Raw genomic sequence first — 19911 nt, 5'->3', positions numbered from 1 at the left:
AGCGTGACCCCTTTGAAAATGCTTATTTTGTTGCGTTGCGTACTCTTCCCGCCCTGCGGCATAGCCCGACAGGTTCCCGTTCTCCGCGCTTGCAAGTGAGAGCCCATGGCGAAATCAGACCAACCCACCACCATCAAGAAATACGCGAACCGCCGGCTCTATAACACCGGAACGAGCACTTACGTGACGCTGGAAGACCTCGCCTCCATGGTCAAGGACGGCGAAGATTTCCTGGTCTACGACGCCAAGACCGGCGACGACATCACCCGCTCCGTGCTTGCCCAGATCATCTTCGAACAGGAGAACAAGGCCGGCCAGAACCTGCTCCCGACCACCTTCCTGCGCCAGCTGATCCGCTTCTACGGCGACAGCATGCAGATGGTGGTGCCGAAATATCTGGAGCAGGCCATCGCCTCGCTCACTCAGGAGCAGGAGAAGTTCCGCAAACAGATCGCCACCTCCCTGTCCGGAACCCCGTTTGCGCCGCTGGAGGAACAGGTCCGCCGCAACATGGAGCTGTTCCAGCAGACCTTCTCGATGTTCAAGCCTTTCGCGCCCGGCGCAGCCCGCCCCGCGGGCTCCGCGGAGCCGGCCCCCGAGGCGACTGCCGAAGCGCCGAAGGACAGCAACATCGACGATCTGCGCCAGCAGATGAAGGACATGCAGGAACGCCTCGAGCGGATGTCGAAGAAGGACGAGTAGATCGTCCCTCTGCGCCGGCTCCCGGCAAGCCGGAGGACGCGCATGTCCGACCGAAGCACCCATTGGGACAATGTTTACGCCACCAGGGGCGAAGCCGAGGTCAGCTGGTTTCAGAACAGTCCGGCGACTTCGCTTGCAATGATCCGGGCGGCCAATCCGGACCGCGCGGCCGCCATCCTCGACATCGGCGGCGGCGCATCGCGACTTGTCGATGCTCTCCTGCTGGACGGATATCGCGACGTCGCCGTGCTGGATCTCTCAGCCAATGCGCTTGACGCTGCAAAGAAACGAATCGGCCCAGCCGCTTCGACGGTCGACTGGATCGTTGCCGACGCCACGACATGGCACCCGGCAAAGACCTACGATCTATGGCACGATCGGGCGGCGTTTCACTTCCTGACCGACTCCCGCGACAGGACCGCATACATCGAGCGGCTGCGGTCGGCGGTTGCGCCCGGCGGCCACGTCATCATTGCGACGTTTGCACTCGACGGCCCCGAGAAATGCAGCGGCTTGCCGGTGCAGCGTCATGACAGCGCGAGTCTTGCGGCGGAGCTCGGGCCGGGATTCGAGCTCGTCGAAACGCGCAACGAGGCGCACCAGACGCCGTGGAATTCGATGCAGGCGTTTCAGTTCAGCCGGTTCAAGCGACGCAGCTAGGACAGTGCTATTCAAGCCGCCAGCTTCACGGCATGGGCAAAGTCCCAATAGAGTTGCGCGCGCGAATGTAGAGCGGGCCCGGCTGCAGCTCGCGATCGTCAATGCGGATCACCGGCGCGACTTTTGCGAAATTTCCGGTGGAAAATATCTCGTCGGCGGCGAGGAAGTCGGCGTAACGCAGCGTCTTCTCGACCACGGTAGCGCCGTCGGCGCAAAGCAGGCTGATGACGCGCTGGCGGGTGATGCCGTTGAGGAAGGTGCCGTTCGGCACCGGCGTGTAGACCACGCCGTCCTTGGCCATGAACACGTTGGAATTGCCGAACTCCGCGACGTTGCCGAGCATGTCGAGCATCAGCGCGTTCTGGAAGCCGCGCGAGGCGGCCTCGGCAAGCGCGCGCGAATTATTCGGATAGAGACAGGCGGCCTTGGCCTCGACCGGCGCGCACTCGGCGGTGGGCCTGCGGAACGGCGACAGCGTGATCGCATTGCCGACGGGTTTCGGCATTGGCGCCTCGTAGATGCATAGGCACCAATCAGTGGTCTCGGGATCGAACAGCACGCCGCCGCCCGAGCCGTTCTGCGCCCAATACATCGGACGGACGTAGAGCTCGGCATTCGGCGCGAAGCGCGCGATGCCCTCATTTGCGAGTGTCATCCAGGTTCCGGTATCGACCACCGGCTTCAGCCCAAAGTTGATGGCGGACTGATTGGCGCGGGCAACGTGGCGGTCGAGATCGGGCGCGACGCCTTCGAACACCCGCGCGCCGTCGAACACGACCGAGCCGAGCCAGGCCGCATGCGTGCGCGGACCCATGATCGGCACATTGCCGTCATGCCATTTGCCCTCGAAGAAGGTCCAGCTTGGCGAATATGCAATGGGCTTTTTGATCTCGGCCATGACCGGCCTCTCCCTTGGCGTGGTGCCGCATTATAGCGCCACTATTGGGCGCAATTTCTAAATGATTCCCTGCGGGAAAATGGTGAGTTACCCTCCCGGACGGGGAAAGGAAGCACCATGCCGCTCGATCCGCTCGCAAAGCGTTTGTTGACCATGATGGCTGCGGCTGCGCCGCAGGCACGGAGCCGGCCCAGCGTGGAGGCACGGCGGCAATCATTGGCAAAGCTGATGCAGTTTGCGCGAGCCGATGCGCCTGACGTGACGACGTCCGACGGCATGCTGCCTGGTCCCGGCGGCGCGCTGCCCTATCGCCTCTATTCACCGGCAGGCGCCGATGATCGCGCGCCCGGCTTCGTGTTCTTTCACGGCGGCGGGCTCGTTGCCGGCAGCATTGCCACGCATGACCGCATCGCGGCGGCGCTGGCACATGCGACCGGCTGCCGCCTCGTCTCGGTCGATTACCGGCTGGCGCCCGAGCACAAATTCCCCGCCGCCGTGGACGATGCGGTTGCTGCCACCGAATGGGTGGCGCGCGAGGCCGCATCGCTCGGCATCGACGCCGGACGTCTGGTGCTCGGCGGCGATTCCGCCGGTGCAACGCTCGCCGCGATCGTGTGTCAGGAGGCGGCGCAGACAGCTGGCCTTTCCATCGTCGCGCAATGCCTGATCTGCCCGGTGCTGGATTTCGAGGAGGCCTCGCCGTCGCGGCAGGCGTTCGCCGAGGGGCACCTGATCGACCGCGTCACGATCGAAGCCGATCTCGCCGATTATCTGCCCGAGGACCTTGATGCTGCCGATCCGCGCATCTCGCCCTTGCGCGCGACACGGCTTGCGGGCCTGCCGACCGCCATCATCCACACCGCCGAGTTCGACCCGATGCGCGACGAGGGCAATGCCTATGCCCGCAAGCTGCTCGCTGCGGGCGTCACGGTCGAGCACGTCTGCCACGAGGGCATGGTCCACAATTTCCACGCCATGGGCGCAATCCTGCCGCAGGCGCAGCTCGTGCTGTCGCAGATCGGTGAGCAGGTCAGGCGGGCGGTGGGGGCGTGAAGCACCTCCTCTTGCCGTCTCCCGCAACGGGAGAGGAAAGAGAATGCCTCACGCTCTCGCCTCGATGACGGAACGCGCCGCCGCGACGTAGTTTGGCCAATGCGCATCCGCATAACGCTCGGCCTGTCGCGCGCAGGTGACGTCGGGCGCATGCGCAGCCGCGATTATGCGCGCAAAGCGCTCTTCGGCGACCGTCACGTCGTCGGACGCGGCCGAGGGCGCGGCTCCTGCGGCGGTCGGCGCAACGGCGAGTCCCGCCAGTCCGGCGAGCAGGATGCGGCGTGACGTGTCCATGGCTGTCGTTCCCTCTTCATTGCACTTCGATCGTGACCGGCGATGCGTCGCCATGGCGGCGGCAGGGTACCGTGACGCCTCCGTCCAGTCCAGCAGCTGAGCCAGCGTGGTCAGTCTGGCACCGGCACGTCGAACGTGTTGAGCGTCACCGACACCATGCAGTAAATGCCGACGAGATAGGACAGTTCGGCCGCGCCGTGCTCGCCGAATTCCTTGACGGCGGCCCGATAAGTCAGTTCCGGCAGCACGCCGCCGCTGACCAATGCGGACGCCACATCGTAGGCGACCGCCTCCTGCTTGGTGAGATCGACCGGCCGCTGTCCGGCGACGATGGTCGCGAGCTTCTCGTCGGAGAGGCCGCGCTGCTCGGCGACCAGCACATGCGCATAGAGCTCGTAGCCGGAGCGGAAATGCGAGCCGGTGACGAGGATCGCGACCTCACGCACCGGCGCCGGCAGCAGCGGGTTCGCCGCGATCGCCTTGACCAGCTCCCACACTGGCTTGCCGAAGCGCGGCTCGCGGATCCATGGATTCCAGGGCCCGAGCAGCGCGCCATCGTCGCGCATGTTCACAAAGCCCTTGAAGTGATCCTTGATGCCGGCTCGCATGTCGTCGTAGAGCGGCTTCTGTTCGGCACTCAGGTCTTTCGGATCGAGAATGGGAAGGCGCACGGCAGGTCTCCTCGTTGAGAAGCCGCGAAACTCGCCCGCACGCGCGCGCAAGGCAAGTGAAGTTGCCGTGACATTCGGTTCGGGGCGAGCGACCCGATGGCGTCGGTTACGATGCCTCCGGCCGCACCAGCGGCTCGCCCAGCGTATGCATCAGCCGGTTGGCCCAGCCGAAGATCGCGGCCGACAGCACCAGGTCGAGCTGCTCAAGCTCGCTGAGCCCGGCCTCGCCAAGTGCGCGCGCATCGTCTGCGCTCGCTTCGATCGGAGTCGTCGAGAGTTTTGTAGCGAAATTGAACAGGGCCTGCTCGCGTGCCTCCAGCGTGGCATCGCGCTCGTCGGTAAAGATCTCCTCGACGACCTCTTTGCGCCCGGAGTAATTGATGAAGCGTGAGGCGTGCACGGCGGCGCAATAGATGCAGCGGTTGACGACCGAGGCACTCAGCGCGCCGAGCTCGCGCTCCGCCGGGGACAGTCCGTCCTTGCCATACATAATGAGGTTGAACAGCGGCGAGCGCACCGCGAGCGACTCCGGGTCATGCGCCAGCGTCAGCACGTAAGGCGAGACGCCCTTGTTGGAGGGGGTGACCTTCATCGCCGCGAGCTGCTCGGGCGTCGCCGAGGCGAGCTCGACCGGCGTGACATAAGGCGACCAGGTCGGGATCGTGGTAGTGAAGTTGTGGACGACCTCGCTCATCAGGCTTCGACCTCTTTCAGGAGCCTGAGGCCGGCAAGGACCCGCAGCTGGTAGTTCACGAAGGCGCCAAGCTCGGACAGCCGCACGATATCGGCCTCGCTGACGCCGGCCGCCTTCAGCGCCGCGATGTCCTGTCGCGTCGACTCGCGCGGCGAAAGCGTCAGCAGATCGGCGTGGCGGGCCATGGCATCGTGCAGGGGATCGCCACACACACCGCCGGGCCGGGCGAGCACGGCGAAGTCAAGATCGCTCGAATGCGCCAGATAGGAGTCGTAGTGCGCGGTCAGCGCCTCGTCGCCGACATGCCGGCACATCCGCGCCGCGAGTGCCGCCCGCAAGCCGTGGCTCAGACCGCCGGGCTCGCGCGGCAGCAGCACCGCGTCATGGGCTGCTTCGCTGAGGCGCAAAATCTCGGTGCGGGCGTTCAGAGCGTGGCCGAGCCGCGACGCCGCGGGCACCCCGACAATGGTTTCGATCAGCGTGGTCAAGCACTGCTCCGCAAGGTCTGTGGATTGGCGACGTCCTCGACGGCGAGCGCCGGCGGCTGCGCCGTATCGAGAAACCCCGACAGGGCAGCCTCGATCGGCATCGGATCAAGGCCGCGAGCTTTTAGCCACGCGGGATCATAATAGGTCTGCCGGTAGCGCTCGCCGGAATCGCAGATCAGCGTGACCAGCGATCCGGTTTGGCCGGCGCTGCTCATCTCCGAGGCAATGCGGCACAGCGCCAGGAAATTGGTGCCGGTCGAGCCGCCGACTGGCCGGCGGAGCCGGCGCGACAGCACGTTCATCGCTGCGATCGTTGCGACATCCGGGATCTTCATCATGCGATCGACGACGCCCGGCACGAAGGAGGGTTCGCAGCGCGGCCGACCGACGCCTTCGATCAGCGAAGGCCGCTCGCAGACATGGGAGCGGTCCTGCGAGCGGAAGCAGTCGAAGAAGGCGGAATGCTCGACATCGGCAACGCACAGCCGCGTCGGGTACTGGCGATAGCGCAGATAGCGTCCGAGCGTGGCCGAGGTGCCACCGGTGCCCGCCCCCATCACGATCCAGTCCGGCAACGGACGCGTCTCGCCCTTCAATTGCGTAAAGATCGATTCGGCGATGTTGTTGTTGCCGCGCCAGTCGGTGGCGCGCTCGGCGAAAGTGAACTGGTCCATATAGTGGCCGTTCAGCCGGGCGGCGAGCGCCGCCGCTTCCGCATACAGTGCACGGCCGTCATCGATCAGATGGCAGTTGCCGCCGTAATGCTCGATCGCAGCGATCTTCTCCGCCGAGGTCGTGCGCGGCATCACGGCGTAGAAGGGCACGCCGATCATCTGCGCGAAATAGGCTTCCGACACCGCGGTCGATCCCGACGAGGCTTCGACGACGGGCGTGCCTTCGCGGATGTGGCCGTTGCAGAGCGCGTAAAGGAAGAGCGAGCGCGCGAGCCGGTGCTTCAGGCTGCCGGTCGGATGCGTGGACTCGTCCTTCAGATAGATGTCGATGCCTGATAGCGCCGGCACGATCAGCCGGATCAGATGCGTGTCGGCCGTGCGGCACTGGTCGGCTTCGATCGCCGCCACAGCCTCATCGACCCAGCCGCGCCGATAGGCCGGTCCGGCCGGATTGTGGTGGCGAAAGGGGTTTGGCTCCATCGACATGACCTCAACTTCTCATAATACCTATTGCACATCAAGAAATATTGTTCATTCTATATTCGCATAATTCGGACAACCAGACCATGAACCAGGACGTTATCGACATTCGCCTTCTCGAGGCCTTCGCCGCCGTGATGTCGGCCGGCAGCATCACCGGTGCGGCGCGGTTGCTCGGCCGTTCGCAGCCGGTCACGACGCGTCAGATCCAGGATCTCGAGGCCGACGTCGGCTATCTCCTGTTCACCCGGAATGGCCCGCGCATCAGCCCGACACCGAAAGGCCTCCTGTTTCATGCTGAGGTCGAGCGGCTTCTGATGGGCCTGAAGCACATCCGCCAGCGTGCCAACGCGATCGGCGCGGGTGCGCTTCCCGTGCTCAGCCTGGCGGCGATCCCGGCGCTGGCGGCCGGCTTCGTCCCGGCTGCGCTCGCAGCGCTCGAACGCGAGTTGCTACCAAGCCAGATCCACGTGCAGGCGCTCTCGGCCGAGAATGTGGTTCAATCGGTGCTGTCGCAGTCGGTCGATTTCGGTCTTGCGAGCCTGCCGATCCAGCATCCCGGACTCGACGTGCAGTGGGTCTGCGAGGTGCCGTGCGTTGCGTGCCTCGCGATGGATCACCCGCTGGCGAAGAAGAAGGTCATTCGCCTGAAGGATCTTGGTGGCGTCCGGCTGCTGACGATGGCCAACCCCTACCGGCTTCGCCGCCGCGTGGAGGAGGCGCTGGAGCGTGAAGGTGTCGTGCCCGCTGAGGTCATCGACACCAACGCTTCACTGACGGCGATTGCCATGGCCAAGCAGTCGCTCGGCATCGCCGTGGTCGAGCCGGTGCTGACTTCCAGCCTGCCGGTTGAAGGCGTCGTCACCCGGCCGTTGGATGTGTCCATTTCGTTCCTGTTCGCCGCGATTGCGCCGACCGGGCGCGAGCTGACGCCGACGGTTGCCGCACTCAACGGCGCTCTGCGCGCCGCGGTCGCGCTGATGCCTGGCGCAAGGCTGCATAGCGGCGCCATCGCGCTAGCCGAGGCCGGCGACGAAACCACTAAATTCGAGAAAGCTCCCTCATGACGACGATGACACCTGGTGCGGCGGGCCTCGGGGCACTTGAAGCGCGCCTGAAGCAGGATCTGGCCTGGCTCGAACTGCCGGCCAAGTCATGGGTGCCCCGCCGCGTCGTCGATGGCGAGGGCGTCGTCGACGTCGTCATCGTCGGTGCCGGCATGGCCGGCCTCGTCGCCTCCGCCATGCTCAAGCGTCTCGGCGTCGACAACCAGCTCGTGCTCGACCGCGCGTGCGCAGGCGAGGAAGGTCCCTGGGTCACGTTCGCGCGGATGCGGACGCTGCGCTCACCCAAGGAATTGACCGGCCCCGCGATGGGCATGCCGGCGCTGACCTTCCGCGCCTTCTACGAGGCGCAATATGGCGAGCAAGCCTGGCAGGCGCTCGACCGCGCGCCGCGCACGGTATGGATGGATTACTTGATATGGTACCGCAAAGTGCTGGGCCTGCCGGTCCGCAACGGGGTCTCCGTTGAGCGTATCCACGCGCGCCCCGATGAATTGTTCGAGCTTGAAATCAGCGAAGATGGCACGTCGCGACACATTCTCGCGCGTCACGTCGTGCTGGCGACGGGGCGCGACGGCCTCGGCGGCGCTTACGTGCCGCCGCTCGCCGACGGCATCGACCGCCGCTTCTGGGCCCATTCCTCCGACCCGATCGACTTCGAAAAGATTCGCGGCAGGCGCGTGGCCGTCGTCGGCGCGGGCGCATCCGCGATGGACAACGCGGCGATGGCGCTGGAGGCGGGCGCCGCGCGCCTCGATCTCTTCATCCGGCGCGCAGACATCCCGCGCGTCAACAAATTCACCGGCATCGGCAGCCAGGGGGTCGTGCACGGCTTTGCCGGCCTGACGGACGACTGGAAATGGCGCTTCCTCGATCACACGCTGAAAGCGCAGACGCCGCCGCCGCGGCAGAGCGTGCTGCGCGTCTCCGCCTATCCGCAGGCGCATTTCCATCTCGCAAGCCCGATCGATGATCTCGTCGTCAAAGAGGATCATCTCATGGTGACGACGCCGAAGGGCCGCTATGCGACCGACTTCATCATCTTCGGCACCGGCTTCAAGGTCGACCTCGCGTTGCGCGACGAGCTTGCCGCGTTCGCGCCGCATATCCGCTTCTGGAGCGATCGCTTCCCGACGCCTGACGGCATGAACAATGCGGAGCTGGAAAACTCGCCCGACCTCGGCGACAGCTTTCAGTTCCTGGAGAAGCAGTCAGGCGCCTGCCCGATGCTGGCACGGCTGCACTGTTTCAACTATCCGGCGACGCTGAGCCACGGGAAACTTTCCGGCGATATTCCGGCGATCAGCGAGGGCGCCGACCGGCTCGCGCGCGGCATCGTCCGCCGCCTCTTCGTCGAGGATCGCGAGATTCATTTCGCCAACCTCAAGGCCTTCGCAACGCCGGAACTCGCCGGCGACGAATGGCAGGATGCCGACGCCACCCATCAACCCGCCGAATAGGCACAACCGGACAGGCAAGCGAGAGATGCAGACGAACAGGAAGGCCATCGTGGCCGCGGTCGCCGGCAACGCAATGGAGTGGTACGACTTCACCGTGTTCGCGCTGATGACACCGGTCATCAAGAACCTGTTCTTTCCGGTCGACCCCAATATTCCGGGCAGTGAGATCAACGCGCTGCTGCTGACGACCGCGCTGTTCGGCACCGGTTTCTTCATGCGGCCGATCGGCGGCCTCGTGCTCGGCTATTTCGGCGATCGCAAGGGGCGGAAGGCGGCGATGACGCTCGGCATGGGCATCATGGCGCTGTCGGTCGCGCTGTTGGCATTGACGCCGACCTACGCGACAGCCGGCATTGGGGCACCCCTGATCGTGCTGCTGGCGCGGCTGTTACAGGGCTTTTCGGTCGGCGGCGAGTTCGGTACCTCGACCGCCTATCTGATCGAAGCGGCGCCTCCCGGCCGCACCGGCTTCTATGGCTCGTGGCAAATCGCCGGCCAGCTCATGGCCAACGTGCTCGGCGCAGTGCTGGGCGCCGCCCTGACGCTGACCTTCACGCAGGAGCAGCTTGCCGCCGGCGCCTGGCGTATCCCCTTCTTCGTCGGCCTCGTGATCGTTCCGATCCTGCTTTATATGCGCGCCAGCGTCATCGAGCCCGAAGCGTCCCGGCGCAGCATGGCGACGGTGCACAAGGAAGATTTCATCGCCGCGCTGAAGAATCCCGGCCGCAATTTCCTGATCGGCATGGGCATGGTGGTGGCAAGCGCCGTGTCGTTCTACGTCACCTTCGGCTACACCGTGACCTACGCCAAGGAGGTGCTGAAGCTGCCGCTGATGCAGAGCTTCCTGGTTCAGATGATCGCGGCGATCGTGATGGTGATCGTCGTTCCCGTTGCCGGCGCCGTCTCCGACCGCTACCCGCGCAGGCCGCTGCTGCTGGTCTCGCTCATTGGCTATTTCGTCTCGCTGTATCCGCTCTATAGCTGGGTGATCTCCGAGCCGTCGATCGCAAGGCTCCTGGTCGCCCAGGTCGTCATCGGCTTCTTCAGCGCCTTCTTCCTCGGCGTCTACTGCACCACGCTGGTCGAGCTGTTCCCGATCCGCGTCCGCTCGACCGCGCTTGCCATCGTCAACAATGTCGCGGTGCTGGTATTCGGCGGCTTTGCCCAGTTCTTCGTGACATGGCTGATCGCGCTCACCGGCTCCCCGCTGGCGCCGATCTTCTATGTGATGATCGGCGTCGGCCTCGGGCTGATCGCGGTGATCGCGATGCGACCGGAGGACGCCGGACGGGAGCAGGTCGCGGACGGCATCGTCGAACAGGCGTTGTGAGGCCGTTCAAAACTCCAGCGGTGCGTTGTCGACGACTTCCTTCATCACGAAGAAGGTGCGGGTCTGGCGCACGCCGGGCAGCGCGATCAGCTGCTCGCCATGGATACGGTTGAAGTCCTCCATGTCGCCGACGCGGATCTTGAGGAAATAGTCGAAGTCGCCGGCGACGAGGTGGCAGTCGAGCACGAATTTCAGCCTGGTGATCGCCTGCTCGAAGATCGCAAAGCTCTCCGGCGTCGAACGGTCGAGCACGACGCCGACCATCACCAGCGTGCCCTTTGCCACCTTCTTCGGCGCGACCATGGCGCGGACGGCGGCGATGAAGCCGTGCTCGAACAGGCGTTGGGTGCGGCGATGACAGGTGGCGGGACTGATGGCGACGGTTTCGGCCAGCTCGGCGTTGCTGAGCCGGCCGTTATTTTGCAGCAATCGCAACATCTTAAGGTCGATACGGTCGAGGCGGGCGGACATGGAAGAAGCTTCCGTGGCGAGCGTCTATTCCGGAAGGAATAGCACATATTGGCGCCCTTATCGCAAGATCGAGCGCAATAAACGCGCAATATTTGAAAGCACCTTTTTGCGGCGCGATGTTAGTGTTTTCGCAGACATTTAACGCCAATCGGGATGACCTGACGATGCTCGAAAAATTCGCGCGCTATCCGCTGACCTTTGGTCCGACGCCCATCGAGAAGCTGGAGCGGCTCTCGAAGCATCTCGGCGGCAATGTCGAGGTCTACGCCAAGCGCGAGGACTGCAATTCCGGGCTCGCCTATGGCGGCAACAAGCTGCGCAAGCTCGAATACATCATCCCCGACGCGATCGCCTCGAACGCCGACACGCTGGTCTCGATCGGCGGCGTGCAGTCCAACCACACCCGCATGATCGCGGCGGTCGCTGCCAAGATCGGCATGAAGTGCCGCCTGGTGCAGGAAGCCTGGGTGCCGCACGAGGACGCCGTCTATGACCGCGTCGGCAACATCATGCTGTCGCGCATCATGGGCGCCGACGTGCGCCTGGTCGACGACGGCTTCGATATCGGCATTCGCAAGAGCTGGGAGGAGGCCATCGAGGAGGTGAAGGCGGCGGGCGGCAAGCCCTACGCGATTCCCGCCGGCGCCTCCGTGCACAAATTCGGTGGGCTCGGCTATGTCGGCTTCGCCGAAGAAGTGCGCAAGCAGGAAGCCGAGCTCGGCTTCAAGTTCGACTACATCGTGGTCTGCACCGTCACCGGCTCCACCCATGCCGGCATGCTGGTCGGCTTCGCCGCCGATGGCCGCGCGCGAAAGGTGATCGGCATCGACGCGTCGTTCACCCCGGCGCAGACCAAGGCGCAGGTGCTCTCGATCGCGCAGAACACGGCCAAGCTTGTCGAACTCGGCCAGGATCTCGTCGCAGACGACGTCGTTCTGATCGAGGATTACGCTTATCCAGCCTACGGCGTGCCGTCGGAAGAGACCAAGGAGGCGATCCGCCTCACCGCGCGTCTCGAAGCCATGATCACCGATCCCGTCTACGAGGGCAAGTCGATGCAGGGCCTGATCGACCTTACGCAGAAGGGCTATTTCGAGAAGGGCGCGAAGATCCTCTACGCCCATCTCGGCGGTGCACCGGCGCTGAACGGCTACGGGTATGCGTTCCGGAACGGCTAGCGCGTCGGTGATGTGAGGCGGCGCGCACCTCCCCACGAGTGTCGTCCTGGCGAAAGCCAGGACCCATTACCCCGACTGCCAATTGTTGAAACACGCTGAGGCATTCAGCGTGCCTTTTCCTACGGCCTGTGGCTATGGATCCCGGATCGGGCGCTCCGCTTCGCTGCGCTTGTCCGGGATGACGGCGGGGGTGTGGCGCGCCCTACCGCGTCCTGACAATCTGCAGCAGCTCGTCGCCGTAATGCTCGAGCTTCTTGTCGCCGATGCCGGGCACATTGCGCAGCTCGTCCAGCGTGGTCGGCCATGCGCGAACGATGCCGTCGATGGTGGCGTCGTGCAGCACGACGTAGGCCGGCACGCCACGTGCGCGGGCAATCTCCGAGCGCCATGCTCGTAGCCGCGCGCGCAATTCAGGATCGACATCGCCCTGCGCCGCGCCGGCCGCAGGCGCAAGATCACCGCGGCGGGACTTGGCGCGGCTTGAACGGATCCGGGCGCCGGGCGCTTCTTCGCGCAGCCACACTTCCGTTTCGCCCCGCAGCACGCCGCGCGACGAATCCGTCAGCTTAAGCGCGCCGAACGCTTCGCTGTCACTCAGCAAATGTCCCATCGCCACGAGCTGCCGCAGCACCGTGCGCCACTGCTTCTCGTTGAGCTCGCGTCCGATGCCGAAGACGGTGAGCTTGTCGTGACCGAACTGCGTCACCTTCTCGGTGAGCCGTCCGATCAGCACGTCGATGAGGTGCATCGCGCCGAAGCGCTGCCCGGTGCGATAGGCACAGGATAGCAGTTTTTGCGCCAGCACCTTGCCGTCGCGCATTTTCGGCGGCATCAGGCAATTGTCGCAATTGCCGCAGCCCTCGCCCATCACGATCTCGCCGAAATAGGCGAGCAGCCGCCGGCGCCGGCAGTGCGGCGTTTCGGCCAGGCCAACAAGCGCATCGAGCTTGCCGATCGAGACCCGCTTGAATTCGTCGGAGCCGCTCGACTCGTCGATCATACGGCGCTGCTGCACGATGTCCGAGAGACCGTAGGCCATCCAGGCCGCCGACGGCTTGCCGTCACGGCCGGCGCGCCCTGTCTCCTGGTAATAGGCCTCGATGCTCTTGGGCAGATCGAGATGCGCGACGAAGCGCACGTCGGGCTTGTCGATGCCCATGCCGAAAGCGATGGTCGCGACGATGACGATGCCGTCCTCGTTGAGGAAGCGGTCCTGGTTGCGCGAGCGCACGCTGCTGTCGAGCCCGGCGTGATAAGGCAACGCGGCAATGCCGGCGTCGTCGAGCGCGGCGGCGACCTCCTCGACCCGTTTGCGGGACAGGCAATAGACGACGCCCGCATCTCCCGCGTGACGCTCCCGGATGAAATCCTTGAGCTGCGACACCGCGTTGCGCTTGTCGACGATCTCGTAACGGATGTTGGGACGATCGAAGCTGGAGACGAAGTGCGGACTGTCTGCAAGCGCAAGCCGCTCGACGATCTCCTTGCGGGTCAACTCGTCGGCAGTCGCGGTCAGCGCGATGCGGGGAACGTCGGGAAAACGCTCGGCGATGACCGACAGGCCGACATATTCGGGGCGGAAATCATGGCCCCATTGCGAGACGCAATGCGCCTCGTCGATAGCGAACAGCGCCACCTTCGCCCGCGCCAGCAGCGCCAGGCAGCGCGGCGTCAGCAGCCGTTCCGGCGCGACATAGAGCAGGTCGAGATCACCCGCGATCAGGCGCCGCTCGATGTCGGACGCTTCCTGCGGGGTCAGCGATGAGTTCAGCGCGGCGGCGTTGACTCCTGCTTCGAGCATGGCGGCGACCTGATCGCGCATCAGCGCAATCAAGGGCGACACCACGACACCGCAGCCTTCGCGCAGCAGTGCCGGCAATTGATAGCACAGCGACTTGCCGCCGCCGGTCGGCATCAACACCAGGCAATTGCCGCCGTCCGTGACGTGCCGGATGATCTCACCCTGCGCGCCGCGGAACCCGGGCAGGCCGAACACCGAACGCAGCACCGACAACGCATCGCGGCCCTGGGCCGGCGCGGACAGCGGAGCGGTGGAAGGAGAGGACATGGGCATGTCGGGGTGAGGCCGTGAGATTCGTCCCAAGGCCAGTCGCATGACCGCGCAGGCGTGGCAAGACCGTTTGCTCCGCCGGACGCCGCCTTCCCCCACCCTTTGTGGGAAGAAAACTTTCTTACGCCCCGATCCTTCGCAGCGCTTCCGCGACCGTGACGATCGGCATGTCGCGTTTCCCGGCGGCCTGCAGCGCATGGCGCATCAGGTGCGGCGTGCAGCCATATGGGCTCGGCGCGTCGGCGACGTCATGACCGTAGAAGATCAGCCATCCGCCGCTCTCGACCGCCTCGTCGAAATAGCGATCGACACCCGTCGTATTGATCTCGCGATCGACCAGGGGCGAGGCGCGCAGGAACTGGAGGTCGATGACGTCGCGATTGACTCCGGGAAGGATGCCGCGCGCCGAGCGGAAGGTCTTGGCGAGCTGCGGCTTGCGCCACACCGACGCGATGCCATAGGGGTAAGCGAAATTTTCCAGCGTGATCGAGGAATCAATGCCGCGAAAATGGCTGCGGTTTCGCTCGATCTCCCGGGCCATGGCGGTCTCGTCGAGACCGACCGCGCTCTGGTGCGAGAAGGTGTGGCAGGCAATCTCGTGTCCGGCCCGGTGAAGCCGCACGATGGCGTCGTTCGACAGGCCGTGCCAGTGGTCCGAGGGACGATCGACCAGGCTGCCGGCGAGATAGAAGGTACCGCGACCGCCATGCTGCTCCAGAAGCCCGGCGCCCTCGCCTGCGGCGCTATCGGGGGCATCGTCGAAGGTGAAGCTCACCATGGGCGCATGCGCGGGCAGCCGATGCGGCGCGGCGCGGAAATGCCGGGCCAGCCGATTGCTCACGCGTCCCTGGAGTGCCGACCACACGACTCGCATTTCCTGTCTGTCCCGCCCCTCACTGAAGCATTCGTACGCTGCTCGAGGCAAGCTTCACACTTCGTTAGTCCTAACGTCGAGCTCGTCGTCCCGACCTAACGCGCAAGCACCGACGCATCGGTCCCCGCGCCGAGATATTGCAGCCAGTTCCGGAACAATGCCGCCGCGGCGCTGCCAGCGGCGATATCGGTGCGCAAATTCAGCGCGGGCAGCTCGTTGCTGAGCGCGGGGTGGCGCTGGTGCCTTGCCTGCTTCTCGAAGCGGACCAGCTTCTCTTCCGTCGCAGCGTCAAAATAGCTCACGGGCAAATGCGGATAATTGTCGCGCTCACGCGCGAGATAACGGCCGATGTCGCGCAGATATTCACGCTGAAGCGACAGCGCGTCATATTCCGGATGGCCCTGGAAGAACACGAAGCGGCTGGCATATTGCCGGACGAAGATGTCGACGCCGGCCTTTGCCGAACGCGTCAGCACCTGGTAGCCGGCCTGCGCGAGGTCGCTCTCGGCGATCTCGTTCAGGCGCGAATGCGAGACCTTGAGCGGCGCAGGCGCGGCCCGCGTCAGCGGATCGCCGGTCACGGCTTCGCAGTCGAAAATGCCGTGACATTTGGCGGCGAGCGGCCGCCGTTCGATGCGGTCGAGATGCAGCACCGCGGCGTGCGCAGCGAGGCACGACCAGATCGTCGAGCGCGTGTTGACCTTGGCCCAGTCGATCAGCTCGGTGAGGTCGCGCCAGTACGGTTCCTGGTCGAGCTCGGGCGCGATCGGCTCGGCGCCGGTCACGATCAGGCCGTCGAACCTGTGGCGCCTGAGCTCGGTGAGTTCCGAATATTCGCTATCGACATGCCACTTCGCTTCCGGCGAGCGCTTGACCGAGGGCAGCGAGAAGCAGTGAAAGCGGATGCGGCGCGGACCTGCTGCGGCTCGCAGCAGCTTCATGAACTGCCGCTCGGTCGCCTTCAGCGCCGGATCCGGCATGTTGTTGATCAATCCGATGGTGAGCTCTGTGTCGCCGTGCTCGCGCGCCAGATCGCCCGCCCCCGGCACCAGCGCCGGGCTCGATATGCCTTGATCCCTGTCGATCAGGATCGTCATCGGCGCCGCCGCCTACTCCGCGGCCTGGAGGCGCGCGGACCGGCAGGCCTTTTCCAGGGCCTGGTCGAGGTCCTCGATGATGTCCTGGCAATGCTCGATGCCGATCGACAAGCGGATCGTTTCCGGCAAAACGCCGGCGACCCGCTGCTGCTCGGCAGACATCTGCCGGTGCGTCGTCGAGGCCGGATGGCAGGCCAGCGACTTGGCATCGCCGATATTGACGAGGCGCGTGATCAGGTTCAACGCATCGTAGAAGGACTTGCCGGCTTCCATGCCGCCCTTGATGCCGAAGGTGAACAGCGACGAGGCGTTGCCATCGAGATATTTCTGGACCAGCGGATAATAAGGACTGTCCGGGAAACCGGTGTAATTGACCCAGGCCACGCGCGGATCCTTGCGCAGGAATTCGGCGACCTTGCGGGCATTCTCGCAGTGGCGCTCCATGCGCAGCGCGACGGTCTCGATGCCCTGGAGCAGCAGGAAGGCGTTGAACGGCGACAGCACCGAACCCATGGTGCGCTGATAGATGCTGCGCGCGCGCTCAATGTACGCCGTCTTGCCGAAGCGCTCGGCATAGACGAGGCCGTGATAGGAGGCGTCCGGCTTGTTGTAGCCGGGGAAGCGATCGACGTGCTTGGCCCAGGGGAAATTTCCGGAATCGACGATGGCGCCGCCGAGCGTGGTACCGTGGCCACCCAGGAATTTCGTCAGCGAATGCACGGCGATGTCGGCGCCGTAATCGAACGGCTTGAGCAGGATGGGGGTTGCAACGGTATTGTCGACGATCAGCGGCACGCCATGGGCATGGGCGATCTTCGCCAGCGCTTCGATGTCGCAGACATTGCCGGCGGGATTGCCGATGGTTTCGGCGAACACGGCGCGGGTGTTCTCGTCGATCAGCTTTTCGATTGCTTCGGGCTTGTCGCTCTCGGCGAAGCGGCCGGTGATGCCCTGCCGCGGCAGGATGTGCGAGAGCAGCGTATGCGTGGTGCCGTAGAGCTGCGGCACGGAAACGATGTTGCCGCCGTGATCGGCGACGTTGACGAAGGCGAAATGCAGCGCGGCCTGCCCGGTCGCGACCGCAAGCGCGCCGACGCCGCCCTCGAGCTCGGCGATACGTTTCTCCAGCACCGCGCTGGTCGGATTGGCGATGCGGCTGTAGCGATAGCCTTCGGTCTCGAGATTGAAGAGCGCCGCGCCGTGATCGGCGCTGTCGAAGGCGTAGGCCGCGGTCTGGTAGATCGGCACGGCAACAGCGTGCGTGGTGGCTTCGGGCTCGTAGCCGGCGTGAATAGCGATCGTCTCGTTGCGCATCGTGCCACCTCCGCGTGGAGCGGGCCGCACTTATGGGCCTGTATGAGGCATGTGCGTTGTCCGCCGTCCCTCTGTTAGAGGCGGGTGGTAAAGCGGACAATAATTCGTCTAGAGATCGAGGAAGTAACCCTAACGGTTATTGGGGAATTGGCTAAAATTCGAGTCAAATTGGATGAATGAAATTTTGCGGTTTGCGGCAGCGACCACGCTGCACTCCCTCTCCCACAAGGGGGGAGAGGGAAACACCCTTCGCTACCTCTCAGTCCATCTGTTCCCACAGCCGATGGGCGAGCACGCCGGCCCGCTTCTCGATCGCGGCCGCCGCGTCGAGCGCCAGGTCCTCGCGATAGCGCCCGGCGATGAGCTGCACGCCGATCGGCTTGCCATCGTGCAGCGTCACCGGCACCACGGCGCCGGGCAGGCCCAGCACGTTGATCGCGGAGATGAAGCGGATCTCGCCCCAGAAAATCTCGCGCACGCGCTCGGGGCTGACAGTGTCCTCGCGCGGGCCAGCCGTCGGCTTCACCGTGGTCGGTGCCAGCACCACCGGATACTCCTCGAAGAACAATTGCCAGGCGCGGATGTGGCCGTTGCGCGCGGCGGTCGCCTGCATCCAGGCCTTGAGGTCGAGCACGTTGGCCTTGGCTTTCATGCCGCCCCACGCCTTGTGGAAGTCTTCGGACGTCACCTTCAGCATGCCGGCTTCCTGCATCACCATCGTCTCGTTGGTGATGATGTCGCACCAGGTCTGCCAGACGCCGTCGATGTCGGGCACGTCGACCTCGCTGACACGATAGCCGGAACGCTCCAGATGATCGGCGGCCTGGCGCAACGCCGCCGCGACGTGCGGATCGACGTCCATGTCTTCAGGGATCCTGGCGAGCGCGACCTTGATTGGCCCCTTCGACTTCGGTCCGACCAGCGGCGCCGGCACCCACCAGGGATCGCGCGGATCGCGCTGGCTCATCACCTCCAGCGCGAGCCTGACGTCGGCGACGTGGCGGGCGAGCGGCCCCTGCGCCGACATCAGATGCGCCAGCATCGGCCGCTCGGCGGTTGCGCTCGCGTTGAACGCAGGAATACGCCCCTGCGTCGGCTTGATGGTTGCAACACCGTTGCAATGCGCCGGCCAGCGCAGCGAGCCGCCGATGTCGTTGCCGTGCGCGATGGTGCCGATGCCAGCCGCGACGGCCGAACCCGCACCGCCCGAGGAGCCGCCGCAGGTGATATCAGGATCCCAGGGATTGAGCGTCAGCCCGTGCAAGGGATTGTCGGTGAAGCCGCGGAAGGAGAATTCCGGCGTGTTGGTGAGGCCGATAACGATCGCGCCGGCCTTCTTCAGGTTGCGCACCACGGGCGAATCCGACGGCGCGATGAGATCCTTGTTGGCCGGCACGCCGTTGAAATTGGGACGGCCTTCGTAATCGACATTCTCCTTGATCGTGATCGGTACGCCGTGCAGAAGGCCGAGCTCGCCGCCCTTGGCGCGCCGCTTGTCGGCCGCATGGGCCGCAGCCAGCGCCTCCTCCGAGAGATCGACGACGACGGCGTTCAGCCTCGGATTGACGGCACGCATGCGCTCCAGATGCGCCTCGGCAGTCTCGACCGCGGAGATGGCGCCGGAGCGGATTGCGGCTGCGGTCTCGACCGCCGACCATTGCCAGGCCGGGCCTTTTGGGCGGCGTGGTGCTGATGATTTGCGCTGGGGGGCCCGCTTCACCGGCTTCGTTGCAGCCTTCGCGACCTTGCTCTTGCGAACGGCGCTTTTCTTGCTGGAGGTCTTCGCTGCTTTCTTTGCAGCACTTTTCTTCCTGGTCGCCGTCTTCTTCGCCACGTCGCATCTCCTCAAATTGCGCTGCCGAAGTTATGGAGCTCACGCGACCGTGTACAGGCGCGTTTCTGCATGGCGCGGCGTCGGGGCGCGTTGTGGCGGCCGAAGGCGCGCGAGACGCTCATGAGGTCGTCTCCCGTGACGCATGTATCGGTTGAATGATGGAATGAACTGCCGCCAGATTGCGGCATCGCGAGCGGGTTTTTGACGCCGCCGTTTGGAGAGTGACAAATTGGGACGTTTGCCTACAGCCACACAGCATCCCATGTCGGTGGCGATCGCCGATGGAAGGGGGCGTCGCGGGCGTGCGCGAGGGACGGGAGGTGGTAGCGGGAGCGCTACCACGGACCAATTGCCTTACCAAGGGCTGGAGACGGGCAGAAGAGTTGGAGAAAGCCCCAATCGAGACCAGAAGGTCAAACGGTCCCGTGCGTCAACACTGGAAATACATCGGAAAACTTTGCCATCAGAGCACTCGTCTCCCCTTCGCGCAAGAAGCAGCCCTCCCCGGCCGTGACCCTCGACGGACGGTAACCCTACGCGGTAGGCCGCAGCGCGCTGATCTTTCCAGTTAACCGTTAGAGCTCGTCGGACTCCTCGGTTTTCG

General features: G+C 64.9%; 18 protein-coding genes and 1 pseudogene. 7 read left to right on the top strand and 12 right to left on the bottom strand.

What is annotated here, in order from left to right:
• Positions 1 to 105: 105 nt before the first annotated feature.
• Both phaR and AC0L30_RS33780 read left to right on the top strand, forming a co-directional pair.
• The gene (gene phaR / locus AC0L30_RS33785) at positions 106 to 702 is read left to right on the top strand and encodes a polyhydroxyalkanoate synthesis repressor PhaR (protein ID WP_007599149.1); all 597 of its coding nucleotides are present in this window, start codon (positions 106 to 108) and stop codon (positions 700 to 702) included.
• A gap of 42 nt (positions 703 to 744) precedes the next feature.
• Complete coding sequence (locus tag AC0L30_RS33780; RefSeq protein WP_354200600.1) at positions 745 to 1362, top strand: class I SAM-dependent methyltransferase; 618 nt, start codon at positions 745 to 747, stop codon at positions 1360 to 1362.
• 11 nt (positions 1363 to 1373) lie between these two features.
• Here the strand turns inward: AC0L30_RS33780 and AC0L30_RS33775 are convergent.
• Positions 1374 to 2260: pseudogene (locus AC0L30_RS33775) on the bottom strand (branched-chain amino acid aminotransferase).
• Between the two features lie 117 nt (positions 2261 to 2377).
• Here AC0L30_RS33775 and AC0L30_RS33770 point away from each other — a divergent pair.
• Positions 2378 to 3313, top strand: a complete 936-nt coding sequence (locus AC0L30_RS33770; RefSeq protein ID WP_473406159.1) for an alpha/beta hydrolase — start codon at positions 2378 to 2380, stop codon at positions 3311 to 3313.
• Between the two features lie 48 nt (positions 3314 to 3361).
• Here the strand turns inward: AC0L30_RS33770 and AC0L30_RS33765 are convergent, their stop codons facing one another.
• The 5 genes from AC0L30_RS33765 to AC0L30_RS33745 all read right to left on the bottom strand — a co-directional run bounded on the left by AC0L30_RS33765 (position 3362) and on the right by AC0L30_RS33745 (position 6614).
• Entirely contained in the window at positions 3362 to 3607 is a 246-nt protein-coding gene (locus AC0L30_RS33765; protein ID WP_354200603.1) for a hypothetical protein, read from the bottom strand.
• 110 nt (positions 3608 to 3717) lie between these two features.
• Positions 3718 to 4278 (bottom strand): carboxymuconolactone decarboxylase family protein, encoded by a 561-nt coding sequence (locus AC0L30_RS33760; protein WP_007599144.1) that lies wholly within the window; start codon positions 4276 to 4278, stop codon positions 3718 to 3720.
• 106 nt (positions 4279 to 4384) lie between these two features.
• Positions 4385 to 4972 (bottom strand): peroxidase-related enzyme, encoded by a 588-nt coding sequence (locus AC0L30_RS33755; RefSeq protein ID WP_354159956.1) that lies wholly within the window; start codon positions 4970 to 4972, stop codon positions 4385 to 4387.
• Positions 4972 to 5460 (bottom strand): CMD domain-containing protein, encoded by a 489-nt coding sequence (locus tag AC0L30_RS33750; protein ID WP_354159958.1) that lies wholly within the window; start codon positions 5458 to 5460, stop codon positions 4972 to 4974. Before AC0L30_RS33750 ends, AC0L30_RS33755 begins: the two co-directional genes overlap by 1 nt.
• The gene (locus AC0L30_RS33745; RefSeq protein ID WP_354200652.1) at positions 5457 to 6614 is read right to left on the bottom strand and encodes a PLP-dependent cysteine synthase family protein; all 1158 of its coding nucleotides are present in this window, start codon (positions 6612 to 6614) and stop codon (positions 5457 to 5459) included. The genes AC0L30_RS33750 and AC0L30_RS33745 overlap by 4 nt, the downstream gene beginning before the upstream one ends.
• A gap of 86 nt (positions 6615 to 6700) precedes the next feature.
• On the opposite strand from AC0L30_RS33745, the gene AC0L30_RS33740 reads away from it, so the two are divergent.
• Genes AC0L30_RS33740 through AC0L30_RS33730 form a run of 3 tightly spaced genes read left to right on the top strand, consistent with a single transcriptional unit; the run spans position 6701 to position 10468 of the window.
• The gene (locus tag AC0L30_RS33740) at positions 6701 to 7681 is read left to right on the top strand and encodes a LysR family transcriptional regulator (protein WP_473406158.1); all 981 of its coding nucleotides are present in this window, start codon (positions 6701 to 6703) and stop codon (positions 7679 to 7681) included.
• The gene (locus AC0L30_RS33735) at positions 7678 to 9138 is read left to right on the top strand and encodes an NAD(P)-binding domain-containing protein (RefSeq protein ID WP_473367755.1); all 1461 of its coding nucleotides are present in this window, start codon (positions 7678 to 7680) and stop codon (positions 9136 to 9138) included. Before AC0L30_RS33740 ends, AC0L30_RS33735 begins: the two co-directional genes overlap by 4 nt.
• Positions 9139 to 9163: 25 nt before the next feature.
• Positions 9164 to 10468 carry a citrate-proton symporter gene (locus tag AC0L30_RS33730; protein ID WP_473406157.1) on the top strand — a complete coding sequence of 435 codons (1305 nt, stop codon included), beginning with the start codon at positions 9164 to 9166 and terminating at the stop codon, positions 10466 to 10468.
• A 6-nt stretch (positions 10469 to 10474) separates the two neighbouring features.
• Here AC0L30_RS33730 and AC0L30_RS33725 read toward each other — a convergent pair whose 3' ends face one another.
• On the bottom strand, positions 10475 to 10939 hold the full coding sequence (locus AC0L30_RS33725; protein WP_007599137.1) for an Lrp/AsnC family transcriptional regulator: 465 nt from the start codon (positions 10937 to 10939) through the stop codon (positions 10475 to 10477).
• 164 nt (positions 10940 to 11103) lie between these two features.
• On the opposite strand from AC0L30_RS33725, the gene AC0L30_RS33720 reads away from it, so the two are divergent.
• Positions 11104 to 12117 (top strand): 1-aminocyclopropane-1-carboxylate deaminase, encoded by a 1014-nt coding sequence (locus tag AC0L30_RS33720; protein ID WP_007599136.1) that lies wholly within the window; start codon positions 11104 to 11106, stop codon positions 12115 to 12117.
• 202 nt (positions 12118 to 12319) lie between these two features.
• Here the strand turns inward: AC0L30_RS33720 and recQ are convergent, their stop codons facing one another.
• The 5 genes from recQ to AC0L30_RS33695 form a co-directional block, all read right to left on the bottom strand.
• On the bottom strand, positions 12320 to 14185 hold the full coding sequence (gene recQ / locus AC0L30_RS33715) for a DNA helicase RecQ (RefSeq protein WP_473406156.1): 1866 nt from the start codon (positions 14183 to 14185) through the stop codon (positions 12320 to 12322).
• Between the two features lie 124 nt (positions 14186 to 14309).
• Complete coding sequence (locus AC0L30_RS33710) at positions 14310 to 15053, bottom strand: polysaccharide deacetylase family protein (RefSeq protein ID WP_354159967.1); 744 nt, start codon at positions 15051 to 15053, stop codon at positions 14310 to 14312.
• 104 nt (positions 15054 to 15157) lie between these two features.
• Complete coding sequence (metA, locus tag AC0L30_RS33705; protein ID WP_473406155.1) at positions 15158 to 16159, bottom strand: homoserine O-succinyltransferase MetA; 1002 nt, start codon at positions 16157 to 16159, stop codon at positions 15158 to 15160.
• Positions 16160 to 16171: 12 nt separating this feature from the next.
• Positions 16172 to 17473: an O-acetylhomoserine aminocarboxypropyltransferase/cysteine synthase family protein gene (locus tag AC0L30_RS33700; RefSeq protein ID WP_007599130.1), complete on the bottom strand. Its 1302-nt coding sequence runs from the start codon at positions 17471 to 17473 to the stop codon at positions 16172 to 16174.
• A 259-nt stretch (positions 17474 to 17732) separates the two neighbouring features.
• Positions 17733 to 19307 carry an amidase family protein gene (locus tag AC0L30_RS33695; RefSeq protein WP_473406154.1) on the bottom strand — a complete coding sequence of 525 codons (1575 nt, stop codon included), beginning with the start codon at positions 19305 to 19307 and terminating at the stop codon, positions 17733 to 17735.
• Between the last annotated feature and the right edge of the window lie 604 nt (positions 19308 to 19911).

This window comes from Bradyrhizobium sp. MI1.11 (genome assembly GCF_055811255.1).
This window is presented reverse-complemented; position numbering and strand designations above follow the sequence as displayed.

Coding starts and splice junctions, on each gene's coding strand:
- recQ (WP_473406156.1), bottom strand. CDS start 14,185: ATGTCCTCTCCTTCCACCGCTCCGCTGTCCGCGCCGGCCCAGGGCCGC.
- AC0L30_RS33700 (WP_007599130.1), bottom strand. CDS start 17,473: ATGCGCAACGAGACGATCGCTATTCACGCCGGCTACGAGCCCGAAGCC.
- AC0L30_RS33745 (WP_354200652.1), bottom strand. CDS start 6,614: ATGGAGCCAAACCCCTTTCGCCACCACAATCCGGCCGGACCGGCCTAT.
- phaR (WP_007599149.1), top strand. CDS start 106: ATGGCGAAATCAGACCAACCCACCACCATCAAGAAATACGCGAACCGC.
- AC0L30_RS33780 (WP_354200600.1), top strand. CDS start 745: ATGTCCGACCGAAGCACCCATTGGGACAATGTTTACGCCACCAGGGGC.
- metA (WP_473406155.1), bottom strand. CDS start 16,159: ATGACGATCCTGATCGACAGGGATCAAGGCATATCGAGCCCGGCGCTG.
- AC0L30_RS33735 (WP_473367755.1), top strand. CDS start 7,678: ATGACGACGATGACACCTGGTGCGGCGGGCCTCGGGGCACTTGAAGCG.
- AC0L30_RS33720 (WP_007599136.1), top strand. CDS start 11,104: ATGCTCGAAAAATTCGCGCGCTATCCGCTGACCTTTGGTCCGACGCCC.
- AC0L30_RS33770 (WP_473406159.1), top strand. CDS start 2,378: ATGCCGCTCGATCCGCTCGCAAAGCGTTTGTTGACCATGATGGCTGCG.
- AC0L30_RS33755 (WP_354159956.1), bottom strand. CDS start 4,972: ATGAGCGAGGTCGTCCACAACTTCACTACCACGATCCCGACCTGGTCG.
- AC0L30_RS33740 (WP_473406158.1), top strand. CDS start 6,701: ATGAACCAGGACGTTATCGACATTCGCCTTCTCGAGGCCTTCGCCGCC.
- AC0L30_RS33765 (WP_354200603.1), bottom strand. CDS start 3,607: ATGGACACGTCACGCCGCATCCTGCTCGCCGGACTGGCGGGACTCGCC.
- AC0L30_RS33730 (WP_473406157.1), top strand. CDS start 9,164: ATGCAGACGAACAGGAAGGCCATCGTGGCCGCGGTCGCCGGCAACGCA.
- AC0L30_RS33725 (WP_007599137.1), bottom strand. CDS start 10,939: ATGTCCGCCCGCCTCGACCGTATCGACCTTAAGATGTTGCGATTGCTG.